Source organism: Coxiella endosymbiont of Amblyomma nuttalli (assembly GCF_018107685.1).
Taxonomy (GTDB): domain Bacteria; phylum Pseudomonadota; class Gammaproteobacteria; order Coxiellales; family Coxiellaceae; genus Coxiella.
In genome coordinates this window covers 608,975-627,614 of record NZ_CP064834.1, presented here as the reverse complement: position 1 = coordinate 627,614, position 18,640 = coordinate 608,975, and the positions used below count along the sequence as shown (strand labels likewise).

Here is an 18,640-nt window from a genome sequence, read left to right as displayed (position 1 = left end):
TCTACGATTATGATTCTTGTTAAGAACGCTACTTTTCGAAAAGAATTAGAACAGCATAAGAGATACTTACTAAGAATATCGATGGAAATAGGGGAAACAAGTTTTCGTCACTGATTGGGATAACTTTGATGGATAATCATCAATATTGGAGTTATGAGTATTTTTTGACGTGTCTCTGCATAAGTTTTATTGATAATTCAAGACGATGACTTCCGGTAATTAATACTTTATAATTACCTGACCGATTTAGCAATCAGACGCATTCTCTTGAAATTTGAAATTATTGCAATGTTTGGCGACGCGCGTGTATTTTAGTGATGTCTTTCATTTAAATCCTTGCTAAAGTAATTAAATTTTAATTGATGGAAATGTACAGCATACCAATGATTATAGAATTATAACTACAGAGATATTTTTGTGAATATTTTAATTTTATGAAATGCATAGTTCTATGTTCAGTGGTATTTAAGAAATTTTCAGATGTAATAAGATACTTATAGATTAGGACTACTATTGATTTGTAAATCGAGATACTTTATATATTAAAGTAGCAGTAGTAGCTCTTATGCTTTAGTACTTTTTCAGATTTTTTTCGCACGTTAAGTGATAAAATTTAGTTAGTATATTATCTTCTTAAAATTTTAAATTTTACCGCCGAGATTTCTAGAGTTAATTGCACTCGCTGATTTAAGTTAGTTATTTTAGTTAGTTTTAATTAGTTAAAATTAAAAATATTGATCAATTATCTGGTAGTTATTAATGCATGTATTATGAAACACGATAAAAACTATCATAACTTTCATTCTATTTTTCTAAACACTAAAAATGCTAGTATATCCATTACACTGTTTTCATTTAGCCAAATCCGTCATAATACTTTGATCAGACCTGAAAGGCTCAAAAGCATGCAAAAGACAGATAATTTGAGAATAAAATCCGTACGTCCCCTTGTTCCACCTATCTTTTTAATCAAAGAATTACCGCTTAGCTATAAAATAGCTAATTTAATTTACAATACTAGAAGTCTTGCGCAAGCAATCATTCAAGGAAAAGATGATCGATTACTAGTTGTGGTTGGACCATGCTCGATTCACGACCCAAAAGCTGCTATAGAGTATGCTTATAGATTAAAGGCCTGTGTAAACCAATATGCCAACGAGCTATGCATTATTATGCGTGTTTATTTTGAAAAGCCCCGAACTACTATTGGTTGGAAAGGACTAATTAACGACCCAGTCCTGGATGGCAGTTTTAGCATCAATCAAGGGCTAAGAATCGCTCGGTGTTTATTGTTAGAAATCAACCAAATCGGCGTTCCAACAGGCAGCGAATTCTTAGACACGATTATTCCTCAATATATTGCAGATCTCATCTCTTGGGCAGCTATCGGTGCTCGTACCACGGAAAGTCAGATCCATCGGGAACTTGCCTCAGGTCTTTCCATGCCTATCGGATTTAAGAACGGTACCACAGGCAATATGCAAGTTGCAGTCGATGCGGCTTTAGCAGCCCGCCATCCTCATCATTTTCTTGGCGTTTCTAAACAAGGTATTGCTGCCATCATCTCAACCAAAGGCAATCCTAACAGTCACGTAATTCTTCGCGGTTCAATTCAAGGTCCAAATTACGACTCTCAGTCCATTGAAAAGACGATTACAAAATTAAAAGCCATCCACCTACCTCCAAGTACGATGGTTGACTGCAGTCACGGAAATAGTAATAAAGATCATAAAAAACAAATAGAAGTAGTTGAATCACTTTGTGACCAAATACGCCGGGGAAGCTTTTATTTATTTGGAGTCATGATTGAAAGCAATTTAATAGAAGGTAAACAAATACTAGAAACACACAAGCCACTAATCTATGGGCAAAGTATTACTGATGCCTGCATTTCTTGGGAAGATACCAAAATAGCACTTAATAAGTTGGCGGAAGCAGTTATTAAACGACGTCAATATTAAATCACGAACACCTCTCTCTATTGGGTAAAAACAGTGCAGTCTTACGATTAACGCGCCAAAATAAGAGCACTAAAAAGATGAAATCAATTTCTATAAGTGGGCAAGATGCTTTCTGTTTTGTTGTTTTCATGTGCTGTTCTTTAATAGAGAAAATTAGTTCTATAAGGCTAAATTTAAACGATATCTTGATAGTTTATGGATTATTATAGATTGATACATTGTTTTGCTAATAGTCCATACTTATTTTATAAGGTTATATGGAGTCATTGCAAAAGAGCAGATACGAGTCAGTTAATGAAATAGATACAAAATTATTGAAGTGCTCTGTGGGCACCTTTAGGTGCATTACAGCTTATAGCTATGTGATGATTATCAGAATTTCTGCTATCAAGTCGGAATTTTTCTCTTCTAAATGCGAATATCAGAGAGAAACTACAAGAAGTTACGAGGTTGCGGTAAAATTGAGCTTAAACTTATTTCTATTTTCTATGACATCATTAGCTCGCAAAACCACGCCCATAAAAATCTGATAAAAATCTGATTGATCTTTAAAAGTCGTCATTATCAAGGCATCCTCTAAGTAGAGTGTTTATTGCATCAAAATCATATCCGTTCCGGTCTTTAGAATGGCGCTCCACATAATCTGTTTCATGATAAATTTCATGTCAAAGTCGGTAAATAAATACCGAACTTAGATCCTATCTAGATATCAATTGAGTGTTAAGAGTTCATATCCTTCTCCCACCAACTTTCCTACTTGGCAAAAAATAGATTGCACTACACCGTTAATAGGTGAACTTATCGTATATTCCATTTTCATTACTTCTAACATTACTAATCGATCACCCTTTGTTACTTTTTGATTCGGTTTAACAAAAATTTCGATGACTTTGCCTGGTACCGGAGCGATAAGCTGTCCTTCTATAGTTGTTTCATGGTTTATTGACATTTTGGGATCACGCTGAACGATGATAAAATGTTTCACACCATACAAAATATACAGGGCATCTGGTTGATAAAAAATAATAGCTTCTAAAAGTTGTCTTTCATAACAGATACTAAATCGATGATTTTTTTGTTGACAATCACTGATGAAAAAGGATCGATTCTGATTTATTATCAAATATCCGCCTGTATCTTGTGTAATTTCTATTTCAAATGGATTATCTTGATACCAAAAACGTAATTTCTGTTTAGATTTTTCTGATAAACGCCAATGATCTCTAATAAACCATGGTGAATGTGGATCTTCAGATTTAGAAGCCCATTGTTGGGCTTGTATTTGTTGCTGTCGTAATTCTGCAAGACAAGCAAAAAACAAAATTTCATCAGGTAACTTTTTATCAGCTTCAGGCAAGATGTTGTTTTCGAGGATGGTATTATGGAGGGCAGCTGCTTTAAAGACCATATTTTCACAAATTTGGTAGAGAAAAGAAATGTTGGTATTAACGCCAATGATGACAGTCCTTGTTAGTGATTCCTGTAGCAATGCCAAAGCAGTTCTCCGATCTTGTGCATGTACAATTAATTTGGCAATTAAAACATCATAATGAGGTGTGATCGTGTCACCTTGAACAAACCCGGAATCGAAACGAACATTTTTAGTTTCTATGGGTGCTAAGAAATAAATGATTTTCCCGGCGGAAGGGGAAAAATTATTGTAAGGATTTTCTGCATATAGTCGAGCTTCAAAAGCATGCCCTTCAAGTTTTATTTTTTCCTGCGATAAAGGTAGGGGTTCACCGGCAGCAACTTTAAATTGCCATTCTACTAAATCTAATCCTGTAACCATTTCTGTGACAGGATGTTCTACTTGTAATCGTGTATTCATTTCCATGAAATAAAAATTTTCGGATTGGTCAACAAGAAATTCAATGGTGCCAGCACCGATATAGTTGACTGCTGTTGCAATTATTACAGCTGTTTCGCTCATTTGTTTTTGGGTTACTGGTTTTAAATTGGGAGCGATAGATTCTTCAATGATTTTTTGATGACGTCGTTGAATGGAACAATCACGATCAAACAAGTGAATACCATTGCCTTGCTGATCAAAAAAAATTTGTACTTCAATATGACGAGCTGGTGTGATATATTTTTCTAGCAAAATTGTGTCGTTATCAAAGATGCATTTAGCTTCATGCTTAACAGATTGTAGAACATCTTCTAAGTCGCTTATAGCAGTAATCAAGCGAATGCCTTTACCGCCACTACCAATGGCTGCTTTAGCTAAAAGAGGAAAGCCTATTTTCTTTGCTTCATTGGTGAGTGTTTTAAGATCCTGTTTTATACCATGATAACCAGGTATGGTAGGAACGCCAATTTTTTCCATTAATCGTTTTGCTTCACATTTATTACCCATTGTAGTAATAGCACCTACAGGCGGACCAATAAAGATAATGCTATTTTTTTTACAAAGTATTGCAAATTTGGGGTCTTCAGATAAAAAACCGTAACCAGGATGAATAGCATCAGCATTAGTTTGTAGGGCGACTTCAATGATTTTTTCACGATTTAAGTAGCTTTCAACAGCTGGTGTTGGGTCAATGGAATAGGCTTCGTCTGCTAATTTTACGTGTAATGCATTTGCGTCAACGAAGGAATAGATAGCCACAGTGTTGATATTGCATTTTTTAGCCGTCCTAATAATTCGGCAAGCAATTTCTCCGCGATTAGCGATCAATAATTTGTGGAACATATTGTATCTTCCTTATTGTGTGTCCTATGCCTTTCTTTAATACTGTCTTTTCTGTTATCTCACGCTTTGCTACTAAATCTAGAAGATAATAACCCATACACTCAGCTGATTCTGTGAAGCTCAAAGTTACACAATCAAACTAAGGTGAAAGAAAAAGGAACTTAATCTAATTCGACATCTCAAATTCCTTTCACCTTTTTAAATAAAGATGAAAAAATATTAAAGATGAAAAATGTTATATCATTTTTTTACTGTTTTCTTGCTTTAAGAAAATCATTAATTCTTTCACGAGCTTCATTTGACGTACGTATGGTAGATAAAAAAGTGGCAGTTTGTGAAATAATATTTTCATTAATTGGCAGTAAATCGTTAAGTAATCGTTTAGTTGCTAGTAAAGCTTGAGGACCGTTTTTTTTGATGGATTCTGCAAGAATGTAACCTATTGATTGTAATGCATTAACCTTAACAACTTGGTGTAAAAGCCCCATTTCTTTTGCTTCTATTGCAGAGAATAATTCAGCTGTCAAAAAGTAACGTCTTGCAGGGCCATAACCAATTGAACGAATAATGTAGGGCGCAATTATTGCAGGGACTAATCCCAATTTAACTTCAGAAAAACAAAATTGTGTCTCTATAGTAGCAATGGCGATATCACAACAAGCTACAAATCCAATACCACCACCTATCACGTAACCATGAACTAATGCAATAGTGGGTTTAGATAATCGATCAAGTTGTTGAAAAAGATTTCCTAATGTTAATGCGTCTGCTTCATTTGCTTCACGAGAGCATCTCGCCATGCGCTTCATCCAGTCCAGATCAGCACCAGCAGAAAAATTTTTGCCTTCAGCATTGATGATAACTACCTGAATATTTGCATCAGTATCAATTTTTTTTAAAATCATTTTTAGCTCAGCAATAATGACTTCGTTAAAAGCATTATGTTTTTCACGACGATCTATAGTAATAGTACAAACATTTTTTTCAACATTTTGCCGAATATACGATGAGTTTATCACTTTTTCTCCTTACACTTAGCTTACATCCTGAATACACCAAAATGGGTTTTAGAAATAGGTGCATTTAGGCTTGCTGAGATACAAAGTCCCAAAGTACGTCGTGTGTCGAGAGGATTAATAACGCCATCATCCCATAATCGAGCAGTGGAATAATAAGGATTTATTTGAGTTTCATAAGTAGCACGAATATCCGCCTTAAATTTTTCTTTCTCCTTCTTATCCCATGTTTCACCGCGTCGTTTCATTTGATCGTATTTTACTTGAGCAAGTACGTTAGCTGCTTGCTCACTACCCATAACGGCAATATGGGCATTAGGCCATATAAATAAAAATCTAGCATGATAGCCACGACCACACATGGCGTAATTTCCTGCACCATAGCTGTTACCTATAATGACAGTAAATTTAGGTACTTCGCTACAAGCCACTGCATGAATCATTTTAGCTCCATGCTTTGCGATTCCATTGGTTTCGTATTTTTTTCCAACCATAAAACCAGTAATATTTTGTAAAAATACAAGAGGAATTTTTCTCTGACTGCATAGTTCAATAAAATGAGCGCCTTTTAATGCAGATTCTGAAAATAAAATACCATTGTTAGCAACAATCCCGACGGGATAACCATAAATGTGTGCAAAACCGCAAACCAAAGTGCTGCCATAAAGCGTTTTAAATTCTTCAAACTGAGAAGCATCTACTAAGCGAGCGATAATTTCGTGCACATCATACGGTATATGAGAATCAGTATTGATAATCCCGAGGATTTCTTGAGTGTCATAAGCAGGCTCTTCAATAGGGCGGATTACTAAAGAAATTATTTTTTTTCGATTTAAATGACTGATGCATTCTCTCGCTATTTTTAAAGCGTGTATGTCATTATGTGCAAGATAATCAGAAACACCTGACAGCCGACAATGCATATCAGCACCTCCCAATTCTTCTGCTGTAACAACTTCACCGACTGCCGCTTTCACTAGAGGAGGTCCACCTAAAAAAATAGTGGCTTGCTTTTTTACCATAATAACTTCATCAGCCATCGCTGGTATATAAGCCCCTCCGGCGGTGCATGAACCCATAACAACGGCAATTTGAGGAATATTTTTGGAAGAAAGACGTGCTTGATTATAAAAAATATGACCAAAATGATCCCGATCCGGAAATACTTCATCCTGTTTAGGAAGGTAGGCACCACCAGAGTCGACTAAATAAATACAAGGTAAATGATTTTCCTCAGCAATTGTTTGTGCGCGTAGATGTTTTTTAACAGTGATAGGATAATATGCTCCCCCTTTGATAGTCGCATCATTAGCCACGATTATACATTCTTGTCCAGCAATTTGCCCGATACCAGTTACTAAACCGCCAGCAGATACGTCATCTTCATAGAGTTGATAACCAGCTAATGAAGACAATTCTAAAAAAGCAGCACCTGAATCTAATAATCGCTCTATACGTTCACGAACTAGTAGTTTACCTTGTTCGTGCTGTCGTTGACGTGATTTTTTTGAAACCCCTTCTCTAATCTTAACAAGTAAAGTTTCCAACGTTTTTATTTGTAACTCCATTGCTGCTTTATTTTTTTTAAATTCTTCAGTGTTAATTTTTATTTTTGACATAATCCTCGGCATTTACGCTGCCTCCATTACAAGCGTTGTTGCTTTATCATTTCCAACACATAAGAAGTCTGCAATTTTTTAAATTATTTTTGCAGGTTTTATACCTTGTAAGATTACCAAAATTTATGCTATAAAGCACTGAACATAAGGATGTACTAAAGTATATAGTCCGTTGTGAATATTAATAACTACACGCAAGGTAAGCTAATACTTTCATAAATTGATATCGCAACGACAGCAAGTGCTGTTTATATAATCTCAAATAAAACAACTCGACGTTTTTCCAAGAATTTTTTAACAGCCTTTGAATAGGTTTAATGCCTTAAATAGCTTTAATGGAAGCTATGGTATACCACCTAACATCCTGTATTACTGTATTAAATACTAATTTAATACTAATCAAAACTAACTTGATACTAATTAAATATTGATAGTAATTTTTTGTTTCTAAAAGTCGTATTAATAGTAGTAGCAGCATCATTGGAAATAGTAAAGTAATTGAATCTTTATCCATCGTTTAGCACGAAAATTGATGTTTCTCAGCACACCATTTAGCAAATAGAACATCATTTAGAACATCATCTTCCACACCGCCAGCGATGATTTTTGTATAGGAATCAGAGAACATACATCATGAAACATTCATCATAAACCAATATAACATCCTCATACCAAAGTCACATACTTTTTATGACAGTCGCATACAAAGCACTTAAGGAAATCAGTTTTGAATGGTGTTTGTCGTGCAGTTACTTAGCCATGGATTACAGACAGAGCGTAATCATCTATAGAAACTTCATTAATGTACCCCTATGGCTTGAAAATAATGAACTACCTTATTGATATCAGCGCATATTAACTCATAATAGGAGCTAAGATTTCTTTGAACAATCATCATAATGTTGCATGGATATATGTTTATGAATATCTAAGTGACACTTACATAGTAATACTGGAAACCTTTTCTTTCCTCCATTCATAAAATTATTTTATAATTACTTTGAGTAGCTCACGTCCAATGATAATTCTCCGAATTTCTGACGTGCCGGCACCAATTTCATATAATTTGGCATCGCGTAGAAAGCGCTCAACAGGAAACTCTGTAGTATATCCATTACCACCTAAGCATTGAATAGCTTTTAAGGCTGCTTGAGTTGCATTTTCAGCAGCAAAGAGTAGAGCACTAGCAACATCTTTTCGATGAATTTTTCCTACGTCAGCGCTTTGTGCAACGGCGTATAAATATGCACGACTAGCATTCAACGCCGTATATACATCGGCTATTTTTGCCTGCATTAATTGAAATTCAGCAATGGCTTTTTGAAACTGTTTTCGTTTACAAATGTATGGCAAAACGACGTCGAGACAAGCTTGCATCAAGCCCAATGGACCACCACCTAAAACCAAACGCTCATAATCAAGCCCGCTCATCAGAATAGAAATACCATCGTTAATTTTACCCAATATATTTTCCTGAGGTACTTCGCAGTTATTAAAAATTAATTTACAGGTATCAGATCCTCGCATCCCTAATTTATCTATTTTTTGTGCCGTCTGATAACCAACCATATCTTTTTCAATCAAAAAGGCACTGATTCCATGTGCTTTTTTTTCCGGGTTAGTTTTAGCGTAAACAATTAATATATTTGCTTCTGACCCATTTGTAATCCACATTTTAACACCGTTTAACACAAATATTTCGCCTTCTTTTTTGGCAGAAAGTTGCATATTAACCACATCAGAACCTGCTTCAGTTTCACTCATGGCCAACGCACCAACATGTTCTCCGCTAATTAATTTAGGCAGATAACGCTCTTTTTGTGCTTCTGTACCGAAGCGATTAATTTGGTTGACGCATAGGTTAGAATGCGCCACATAGCTTAAGCCTATGGAACCAGAAACACGGCTAATTTCTTCCATAACAATAATGTGAGCAAGATAACCAATGTTGACTCCACCGTATTTTTTATCTGCCGTAATACCAAGCACACCTAGAGCGCCAAGTTTTGGCCATAAATCTCGAGGAAATTGATTAGTGGCATCAATTTTAGCGGCGAGAGGAGCAATTTCTTTACTAGCAAATTTCTGTATAGATTGACGAAGTATGTGGAGGGTGTCATCAATCTGGAAATCAGGGCCGTGCATCATGTTATGATTACCTCAGTTCGAAGAACATTATTTTAATCACTGAATTTGGGAATTTGGAAGATAACAATAATCATGATCTACAACAGTAACACTTTTAATTTCGAGATGAGATATATCGAGATATGTATCTATAATAGCTTGCGAATTATCTGGCCTGTGAATTATCACGTGATATCTGGTGTAATTTTATGAAGATTAAAATACAAATTTCGCGTTATTCAGCAACGTTTTGATCTTTAATGTTAAAGCATATAGAAAGAGAAAGATACAAATTCATAACAAGGTTATGAGTACAGATTCCAATTATAATCTCATAAATAACGCGGTTTGTTAAAACCGAGGGATTATACTTCAATTAGAAATAGCATAGTTGCTAATTGATGGTCAACGTTTGATATATTGGAGTAAAACGGTAAACAATACTCTTACGACATGAAGCGAATATACACCATGTTTTGACTAATAATCTGTAGGGCAAGACTAAGGATCGTTATGTAAATGGCTGACTTATCACGTTTGCCTTGCAGTGGTTTTTAGTTTACTACTTTAACCTTGTAATACTTACTTTATAGGAAGAGAAGTATAATATCGAAATATGGTAATCATTAAAATAGAATCATTAAAATAAAAAAGGTAGTGACAAAAGATGTGGCAGGTTTTGGCTAAAAAGCGTGATATGATTTATCACTATCTGCGTCCTTTGTTATTTAAGCTAGATCCTGAAATTGCTCAGGTATTAGTTTTAAAATGTCTTAAGTTGGTTTCTTGTTCGTGGATTATTAATCGACGACTAGCATCTTTCCCCCAACAACCAACATCTGTGTTTGGCATTTGTTTTCCTAATCCAGTAGGACTTGCTGCCGGTTTAGATAAAAATGGAGACTACATTGATTCATTATTAGGTCTTGGTTTTGGTTTTATAGAAGTGGGCACGGTAACCCCAAAATTTCAATCTGGCAATCCGAAGCCTCGTTTATTTCGTCTGTTAGAAGCACAGGCCTTAATTAATCGGTTAGGATTTAATAATCTAGGTGTTGATCACTTAGTACGTCAACTTAAAAAGCATAAAGTTAAAGGAATAATTGGTGCCAACATTGGGAAAAACCTAACGACACCTTTAGAAAAAGCAGGTGAAGATTATCGTTGTTGTTTAGAAAAGGTCTATCCGTATGTAGATTACGTCACTATCAACATTTCCTCCCCAAATACTCCGGGATTGCTAGAATTACAGAATGAACGTTATCTCGTGAACTTATTAAATGACTTAAAAGAAGAACAACGGCGGTTAGAAAAGTACCATCAAAAACGAGTGCCGTTGCTTTTAAAGATATCACCGGATGTGACGACATCAGAGATTAAAACGATTGCCTTATTGGCATTAGAGTACTGTATCGAAGGTATTGTTGCGACAAATACCACTACTAGTCATAAAAATATTGAAGGATTACCGTATAGTGATGAAACAGGTGGGATAAGTGGTAGACCGCTATTTTCAATGACACTAAAGATAGTCACCCAATTACATAATTTGTTAGGCGATAAGATTCCCATTATTGCTGTAGGAGGTATTAATTCAGGGGAAGATGCATCGACTTTATTAGCAGCGGGAGCGCGGTTGGTTGCGCTATATACGGGGCTAATTTATGAAGGGCCAGAACTGGTTCAGTCGGTCATTGGATTTCTTAAAAAAAGATTATAATTTGAAATAGACCTTTAATCTTTGCTAATTGATATTAGTGTAACGTGGCATGATTCTTGCTTTTCCTCTATTTTCGTATCGCACTACGTGCCTGGATTTTCGTGCAAGGAGTTTATGTTATCCAGAGAATGATGTGTGGTAGTGAAGAATGTGACCTTTAATCCAAAATATGGAAAGTAGCAGACATTAATGTTTTTGTGGTAACTATTAGAGATATTGAAAAGCATTGCGTTACTGAAACAGAAATGTATTTGTTATTTTTCTCAAATTGTAGTGTTGCTGAACAATAATGCTTCTTCACAAAGATTTAATCTATTATTTCTATGGAAGTAGTACTCTTGCATTAAAGGAACAGATGGCATTGCATTAGAAGCTGAGAACATTCAGTTAAGCTGAATACGATTTGCTAAACTTGCGATAAAGTGATCTCTTGCTTACATTGCTGTTTCCTGCTTCGTGCGACGATCTATCTTTTCAATGAATAAGTTTCTATATTTGTGATAAATGGCCGTATGAAATAATTTGTGATTTATATCATAATTACTTGTATCGTCAGTTATCTAGATTTTTCTTATGTTTTTGATGTTAAGATTATAAAAAATGGAAACTATCAATCGCGTGTATTATTTTTGAATTAATAATGATGTGAAAATTGATATAAGCCTAAGAGATGATTATTTTAATTGAGATAGTAGATGTTTGCGACTAAACTAATAATGGTTTCGAAGATAACCTTTTCAACCCTAACTATCACGAGTTTTGGTATATTTTTTGGCAGTAAAAATGGTACTAAAAGATTATCAAGAAAAAAATGAACAAATCGTTCAACGCAAGATAAAACTTGCTAAAATACGAAAAAATGGGCAACAAGCCTATCCAAATAATTTTAAAAGAGACAGTTTGGCTGCCGATCTGCACGCGACTTATGAACGATATGAATGGGGGGCGTTATCTACCAAGAAGGTAGTTCGCGTAAAAATGGCGGGACGGATGATGACACGCCGTCTCATGGGAAGAGCAAGTTTCGCACATATCCAGGACATGAGCGGTCGTATGCAAATTTATATAACATGTGATAATCTGCCCGAGGGAGTTTATTCATCGTTTAGAACCTGGGATATCGGCGATATTATCGGCGTTGAAGGCGTTCTTTTCAAAACAAGAACAGGAGAATTATCCGTTAGAGCAGAAAAAATTCGTTTGCTAGCGAAAGCCTTGCGTCCAATGCCAGATAAATTCCACGGTCTTCATGATCAAGAAAAACGCTTTCGTCAGCGTTATTTAGATTTAATTATCAATGAATCTTCGCGTAAAGTTTTTTTAATGCGATCACAACTCATTGTTCAAATACGTAATTTTCTTGATAACCGCGGATTTGTTGAAGTTGAAACCCCCATGATGCAACCATTACCAGGCGGTGCGATAGCACGTCCCTTTGAAACACATCATAATGCTATGAATATGGATTTGTTCTTACGTATTGCTCCTGAGCTTTATTTAAAGCGTCTAGTTGTCGGTGGATTTGAGAGAGTATACGAAATTAATCGTAACTTTCGTAATGAAGGAATTTCGACTCGCCATAATCCGGAATTTACGATGCTTGAACTTTATGAAGCCTATGCCACTTATGATGATTTAATGACACTAACTGAGGAGATGATTCGTTATTTAGCTGAAAAACTTTTTGGTACATTGCAGTTGACTTATCAAAACGTCAACATCGATCTAAGCAAGTGTTTCCCGCGTTTATCTTTACGTGATGCTATTTTACGATTTAATCCTACTACGATAACATCAGATCAAATTGATGATTTCGATAAAGCACGTGCTTTAGCTAATCATTATGAAATTGCAACACCTGCGTATTATGGATTAGGTAAGATTCAAACAGAACTGTTTGAAAAATTGGTTGAAGAAAAATTGCAGCAACCACTTTTTATTACGCAATTTCCTAAGGAAGTTTCTCCTCTATCGCGTACTAATGAAGAAAATGAGTTTGTTACGGATCGTTTTGAACTTTATATAGGTGGTCGTGAAATTGCGAATGGATTTTCAGAATTAAATGACCCTAGGGATCAAGAAGCTCGTTTTCATGAACAATTAAAAGCGCGTGATGCAGGTGATTTGGAAGCAATGAGTTTCGATGAAGATTATATTACAGCAATCGAGTATGGACTCCCCCCAACCGCAGGAGAAGGCATTGGCATTGATCGTTTAGTTATGCTATTTACTGATAATGCATCCATTCGTGATGTGATTTTGTTTCCGTTATTGCGTTGAAGTAAGATTGAATTGCTACGCTGAACTATCATCATTACCATTACGTGGCTTTGTTTAAGGCGAGATTGATATTTGTAGGAAGCTAAATAGCATTGCTCCCTTGCCTCAGAGCATGGATTTTATGGAAAAGCTGTGGACAAGCAAAATCAGACTATTGGATAAGGGACCTTCTCTAGATTTTTTAACTGTAATTGATTTAAAATAATCTCTCTTTCAAGAGTGTGACTTTGAAGGACGGCTAGTAATTCATATTCACTATGCCTCTTTTGAGCTGCTTCCACTACAATGCCTACAGGTTGACCGCTTTTACTTTTTAATTTTTCACCCAGCGTTGGTTTATTATCACCAATTACATTTGCACGATAAAGATGGCGTTTTAATGTACCAAGATATTCACTTCGTGCGATAATTTCCTGGCCTGTATAGCAACCTTTGTTAAAGCTTACACCACCCCATTTTTGTAGATTAATCATCTGAGGGATTAATATATGGCTGGTTGCAGGATAAATCCAAACCAAGCCCGCCTTAATATTTGTTAAGCGCCAAGTATTTTCATCAATGTCTTTCAGAATAATTTCTGACCCCTGATATTCTACTGCCTTTGCATTATCAATGGTTGTCAATTCCACTTTTAAAAACACGGCATATTTTTTTAAATGGGCAATAATAAGTTGAACAACGGATTTTGGTAAAAGAAAATAATAATTTTCTTTTTTCTGAAAGATAAAAAAATTTGCCATCATACGACCTTTGTGATTACAACAAGCACCGAATGAACCATATGTTTCGTTAATCATTCGCATATCACAGGTTAATTGTCCTTGTAGAAAAGTAGAAGCATTTTTGCCTGCGATGCTAATAAGGGCAAAATAACGAACCGGAATCAGGATGGATAACATGATAGTAGTCTACTAAGTTTATGGATAGATTATCATCTTATTGCGGCTTTGAAAATTTCTTTCTGTTTAATCCCAGAAATCATTATCATGATTAAATTGTCAATGTATAACGTACAAATACACTCATCAGAACTGACTTATTACATTGTTTTAGTCGCTATTCTAGCTTCTATTAGATGCTTAATTGATTGGATTGTTTTGTTCTATCAATATGTTATCCACTGTTCTATTTTTTATGTATTTAGAATATTTTTTTGTTGTTTAAAGCCTATTAGCCATTTTAAAAGCCTATTAGCCATTTTAGCTGAGTATTTTAAATGTTTTGAGATGTTTTGTAACTTAAAAACAAGTGCTATTTTTATTTTATAGGTCCTGTAAATGGTTACTGGAGAGTAATTTTGACTAAATAAACTTACTTAAGTGTTTTTAGGTAGTGATGGTAGAAATGATTTGGTGTGCTAAATGGTTAGGGGTTAGGTGGATTTTGACAAATTTGGTGACATAACAATAGACTTGGTACAGTTCGATCCAGATATCCAGCTACATGGCATATTTATCTTGGTTTGTATATTGGTTTGATTTAAGGAAACAATGGGTCGTTATATTCTCGATATAGTGTAAAAGTAGTCAAATTTTTTCTTTAATTTTCGCTTTACGACCTCCCAAATTGCGTAAATAATAAAGTTTAGCATGACGCACATTGCCGTGGCGCTTTACATCAATAGAGGCGATTAATGGACTGTAAAGTTGAAAAACTCGTTCCACACCTTCCCCTCCTCGTGATACTTTACGAACTGTAAAAGATGAATTCAAACCACGATTACGTTTAGCAATAACTACTCCTTCAAAAATCTGGATGCGTTCACGGTTACTTTCTTTTACTTTCACTTGCACGCTTACTATATCACCAGCGCGAAAGTTCTGAATTTTTCTATCCCGAATTTGCTCTGACTCAAGTGCTTGAATAATCCTGTTCATGATGACTCCATAATAAATTCATCAAGTAACTCCTGCTCATTTTTAGTCAAGGAATGATGCATTTGTAGCAGGTCTCTACGCCTCTGCCAAGTTCTTCCAAGAGATTGCTTGAGTCGCCATCTAGCGATAGCCGCATGATTACCACTTAAGAGAGTTTCTGGCACTGAACGATTTATGATTTTCTCTGGTCTGGTATAATGCGGGAAATCTAGAAAACCTGAAGTGAATGAATCTTGGGAAGCGGAATCTGCATGGCCTAAAGTGCCAGGAAGAAGTCGAGTTATTGCGTCAATGAGGACCATAGCGGGAAGTTCTCCTCCGCTAACAATGTAGTCACCAATCGACCACTCTTCATCTACTTCAGCTTCAATTAAACGCTCATCAATGCCTTCATAACGTCCAGCTATGAGAATGAATTGGTTATCGCAGATCTGTTCTGCAACAATAGATTGAGTTAAAAGCTTTCCTTGGGGACTTAAGTGAATCACTTTGGTGGTTCGTCCTAATACTGATTTTGCGGCTGTTAAAGCTGCCTGTAGTGGTTCAAATTTCATGATCATCCCTGGGCCTCCTCCATAGGGCCGATCGTCTACGGTACGACGGAGGTCTAAAGTGTAATCTCTTGGATTCCAAAAAAACAGTGTTAACAATCGGCGTTCTAGAGCACGACCGACTACACCATACTTTAAAAAGTTAAACATTTCAGGAAAGAGAGTAATGAGACCAATCTGCATTAAAAATCCACCTCCCAATCGACTACGATATTATTTGCTTCTATATTAACGGATCTGACTACTTGTGAGATATACGGAATCATCTGCTCTCGATCTTTATTTTTTACGATTAAGACATCGTTTGAAATTGTCTCAATCAGCGAGACGATAGTTCCAAGGTTAAGGCCATTAACGGATATAACACGCAAACCGATAAGATCGGACCAATAATACTCACCTTCCTCTAAAGGAGGTAGGGTCTCACGTTCAATTGCAATTAAATTATTTGTATAATATTTTACGGTTTCAGGGTTTTCTACTCCTTTTAGTTTTACGATTAAAAATGGACCGTAGACTTTTCCACTTTGCATGGTAAGCATTTTCCATCTGTTTTGGTGTTGGATCTGCCAAATTTTATAATTTAGCAAAGCTTCGATGGGATTAAAAAAAGAAACAACTTTTACGAATCCACAAACACCATGAGGTTTGGCGAAACGTCCCATAATAATTTTTTTATTAGTATTGAGCATTAAAGATATGCCATTACTTAGTTATTCACGGAAATCTACTTTTACTTGTCTGGTAGCAACTTTTCAGCTACTGTATCTTGTGCTTGGTGAGCTTTTATAGAAGATTGCTCAGATTGCAAGCGTTTTAGTTCAGCCTTACGTAAGCTACCCTCTTTGGCTGCTTCAGGTAACTTTTCAAATTTTTTGATTAAATGTTGCACACGCAGGGTAGCTTGTGCTCCTTGATTGAGCCAATAAACAATACGTTTTTTTTCCATATACAACGGGATATTTTTACCTCGGGCAAGTGGATTGTAATAACCAACGCGCTCAATAAATCGACCATCACGTGAATAGCGGCAATCAGCTATCACAATGTGATAGAAAGGATTCTTTTTACCGCCACTTCGAGTAAGACGAACGACTACCATATAAATACCTGCTCTCTAATGGAAGCAGGTATTTTACGCGACATGAGCAATTAGATGCAATAGATAAATGAATAATTATCCATTTATTGTCCTCTCTCATAGGAGGAAAGAGGTTTAGTTAAGTCGCTGTCGGCCTTGCACTTGCCTTGGCACTTGCTTGGATCTTTTGGCCATTTGATTGCTGTTAATGCTGCGCTTTACTATCTTTTGCATGTGATCGAATTGTTTTAAGAGTTTATTGACATCTTGAGGTGTGGTCCCAGAACCACTGGAGATACGACGTTTGCGTGATCCATTGATCAGCGTAGGAAAATGACGTTCTTTCAATGTCATTGACTGGATGATAGCTTGCATCTTCACCAATAATTTGTCATCGAAAAGCATAGCTGTTCCTTTTGGAATTTTAGCCATAATAGGTAATTTATCCAACAATGATTCTAGGCCACCTATTTTTCTGATTTGCTGTAGTTGTATCAAGAAATCCTCAAAATTAAAACGTTTACCTTTTTTTATGCTTTGCGCGATTTTTTCTGCATGTTTTTTATCAATTTTGCGTTGGGCTTCTTCCACCAAGCTGACAATATCACCCATACCCAAAATACGTGACGCCATGCGTCCGGGATAGAATGGTTCAAAATCATCCATTTTTTCACCTATTCCAATGAATTTAATGGGTTTTTCTGTAATCATGCGCATCGAGAGAGCAGCGCCACCACGAGCATCGCCTTCTGCTTTTGTCAAGATCACACCAGTTAAAGATAAGGCATCATTAAATGATTTTGCTACGTTAGCGGCGTCCTGACCCATCATGCTATCTACTACTAACAACAGCTCAGTGGGATGCATAATATCGCTTATCTCTTTCATTTCTTGCATTAATTCGTCATTGATATGCAAACGACCGGCCGTATCTAAAATCAGGACATCGACCAATTGCTTCTCAGCTTGTCTTAAAGCGGCAGCGGCAATATCTGTCGGTTTTTGATATGCTTCCGTCCGGAAAAATTGCGTATGCACTTTTTGCGCCAAAATTTCAAGTTGTTCAATAGCTGCTGGACGATAAATGTCTGCAGAAGCGACCAATACTGATCTTTTTTGAGTGTCTTGCAACCATAGAGCTAACTTAGCCACAGTGGTAGTTTTACCTGAACCTTGTAAACCGGTCATAATGATAGTAACAGGTAATTTGGCATTAAGATTAAGGTCGGATTTTTTATCACCGAGAATATGCCTCAATTCGTCTTGAACCTTTTTGATTAAAACATCACCCGGACGAACATTTTTAATAATTTCTTGTCCGATGACTTGTTCACGCACCTGTTTAATAAAATTATTAACTACAGTTGAGGCGACATCAGCTTCTAAAAGCGCATTCCGAATTTCGCGTAGTGTCGATTGAATATTATCCTCTGTTAATCGCCTTAAACCGCGGAGTTTGTTAATGCTGATCGCCAAATGATAAGTTAGCTTATTAAACATAAAATAAATTATAGCATATACATTATGTTTAATTCCATGCATGCTCTGATATTGCTCACAATATGACTATCTTTAATTATTTTCCATCATGATATTGCTAGTCTTTTTTGGCGTTTCAGTTATTGAAATAATATCCATTGCGCTTTAATATATTTTATCGTGAATTATTGTGTGTTCTTTGTCTTAATGGTAGGTAGGATTACAAGACGTTCT

The 18,640-nt window shown here is 35.9% G+C and carries 13 protein-coding genes; 3 read left to right on the top strand and 10 right to left on the bottom strand.

The window, feature by feature from the left end; all coding sequences use genetic code 11:
• Window positions 1-905 precede the first annotated feature (905 nt).
• Window positions 906-1,961 (top strand): 3-deoxy-7-phosphoheptulonate synthase, encoded by a 1,056-nt coding sequence (locus CEAn_RS02305; protein WP_211923619.1) that lies wholly within the window; start codon window positions 906-908, stop codon window positions 1,959-1,961.
• A gap of 709 nt (window positions 1,962-2,670) precedes the next feature.
• On the opposite strand, the gene CEAn_RS02300 is transcribed toward CEAn_RS02305, so the two are convergent.
• The 4 genes from CEAn_RS02300 to CEAn_RS02285 all read right to left on the bottom strand — a co-directional run bounded on the left by CEAn_RS02300 (window position 2,671) and on the right by CEAn_RS02285 (window position 9,439).
• Window positions 2,671-4,656 carry an acetyl/propionyl/methylcrotonyl-CoA carboxylase subunit alpha gene (locus tag CEAn_RS02300; RefSeq protein WP_211923618.1) on the bottom strand — a complete coding sequence of 662 codons (1,986 nt, stop codon included), beginning with the start codon at window positions 4,654-4,656 and terminating at the stop codon, window positions 2,671-2,673.
• A 248-nt stretch (window positions 4,657-4,904) separates the two neighbouring features.
• Complete coding sequence (locus CEAn_RS02295; protein WP_211923617.1) at window positions 4,905-5,675, bottom strand: enoyl-CoA hydratase-related protein; 771 nt, start codon at window positions 5,673-5,675, stop codon at window positions 4,905-4,907.
• A gap of 20 nt (window positions 5,676-5,695) precedes the next feature.
• Window positions 5,696-7,303, bottom strand: coding sequence for a carboxyl transferase domain-containing protein (locus tag CEAn_RS02290; RefSeq protein ID WP_211923616.1), 1,608 nt, complete (start codon window positions 7,301-7,303; stop codon window positions 5,696-5,698).
• 972 nt (window positions 7,304-8,275) lie between these two features.
• On the bottom strand, window positions 8,276-9,439 hold the full coding sequence (locus CEAn_RS02285; RefSeq protein ID WP_211923615.1) for an acyl-CoA dehydrogenase family protein: 1,164 nt from the start codon (window positions 9,437-9,439) through the stop codon (window positions 8,276-8,278).
• A gap of 676 nt (window positions 9,440-10,115) precedes the next feature.
• On the opposite strand from CEAn_RS02285, the gene CEAn_RS02280 reads away from it, so the two are divergent.
• Together CEAn_RS02280 and lysS are read left to right on the top strand one after the other, a co-directional pair.
• Complete coding sequence (locus CEAn_RS02280; protein ID WP_211924163.1) at window positions 10,116-11,138, top strand: quinone-dependent dihydroorotate dehydrogenase; 1,023 nt, start codon at window positions 10,116-10,118, stop codon at window positions 11,136-11,138.
• 783 nt (window positions 11,139-11,921) lie between these two features.
• Complete coding sequence (gene lysS / locus CEAn_RS02275) at window positions 11,922-13,418, top strand: lysine--tRNA ligase (protein WP_211923614.1); 1,497 nt, start codon at window positions 11,922-11,924, stop codon at window positions 13,416-13,418.
• Between the two features lie 146 nt (window positions 13,419-13,564).
• On the opposite strand, the gene ygfZ is transcribed toward lysS, so the two are convergent.
• The 6 genes from ygfZ to ffh all read right to left on the bottom strand — a co-directional run bounded on the left by ygfZ (window position 13,565) and on the right by ffh (window position 18,427).
• Window positions 13,565-14,317 (bottom strand): CAF17-like 4Fe-4S cluster assembly/insertion protein YgfZ, encoded by a 753-nt coding sequence (ygfZ, locus tag CEAn_RS02270; RefSeq protein ID WP_211923613.1) that lies wholly within the window; start codon window positions 14,315-14,317, stop codon window positions 13,565-13,567.
• Window positions 14,318-14,944: 627 nt separating this feature from the next.
• On the bottom strand, window positions 14,945-15,295 hold the full coding sequence (gene rplS / locus CEAn_RS02265; RefSeq protein ID WP_211923612.1) for a 50S ribosomal protein L19: 351 nt from the start codon (window positions 15,293-15,295) through the stop codon (window positions 14,945-14,947).
• Window positions 15,292-16,029 (bottom strand): tRNA (guanosine(37)-N1)-methyltransferase TrmD, encoded by a 738-nt coding sequence (gene trmD / locus CEAn_RS02260; protein ID WP_211923611.1) that lies wholly within the window; start codon window positions 16,027-16,029, stop codon window positions 15,292-15,294. Before trmD ends, rplS begins: the two co-directional genes overlap by 4 nt.
• Window positions 16,029-16,538: a ribosome maturation factor RimM gene (gene rimM, locus CEAn_RS02255; protein WP_211923610.1), complete on the bottom strand. Its 510-nt coding sequence runs from the start codon at window positions 16,536-16,538 to the stop codon at window positions 16,029-16,031. The genes trmD and rimM overlap by 1 nt, the downstream gene beginning before the upstream one ends.
• 41 nt (window positions 16,539-16,579) lie before the next feature.
• Complete coding sequence (gene rpsP / locus CEAn_RS02250; protein WP_211923609.1) at window positions 16,580-16,948, bottom strand: 30S ribosomal protein S16; 369 nt, start codon at window positions 16,946-16,948, stop codon at window positions 16,580-16,582.
• A 114-nt stretch (window positions 16,949-17,062) separates the two neighbouring features.
• Window positions 17,063-18,427, bottom strand: a complete 1,365-nt coding sequence (gene ffh, locus CEAn_RS02245; RefSeq protein ID WP_211924162.1) for a signal recognition particle protein — start codon at window positions 18,425-18,427, stop codon at window positions 17,063-17,065.
• Between the last annotated feature and the right edge of the window lie 213 nt (window positions 18,428-18,640).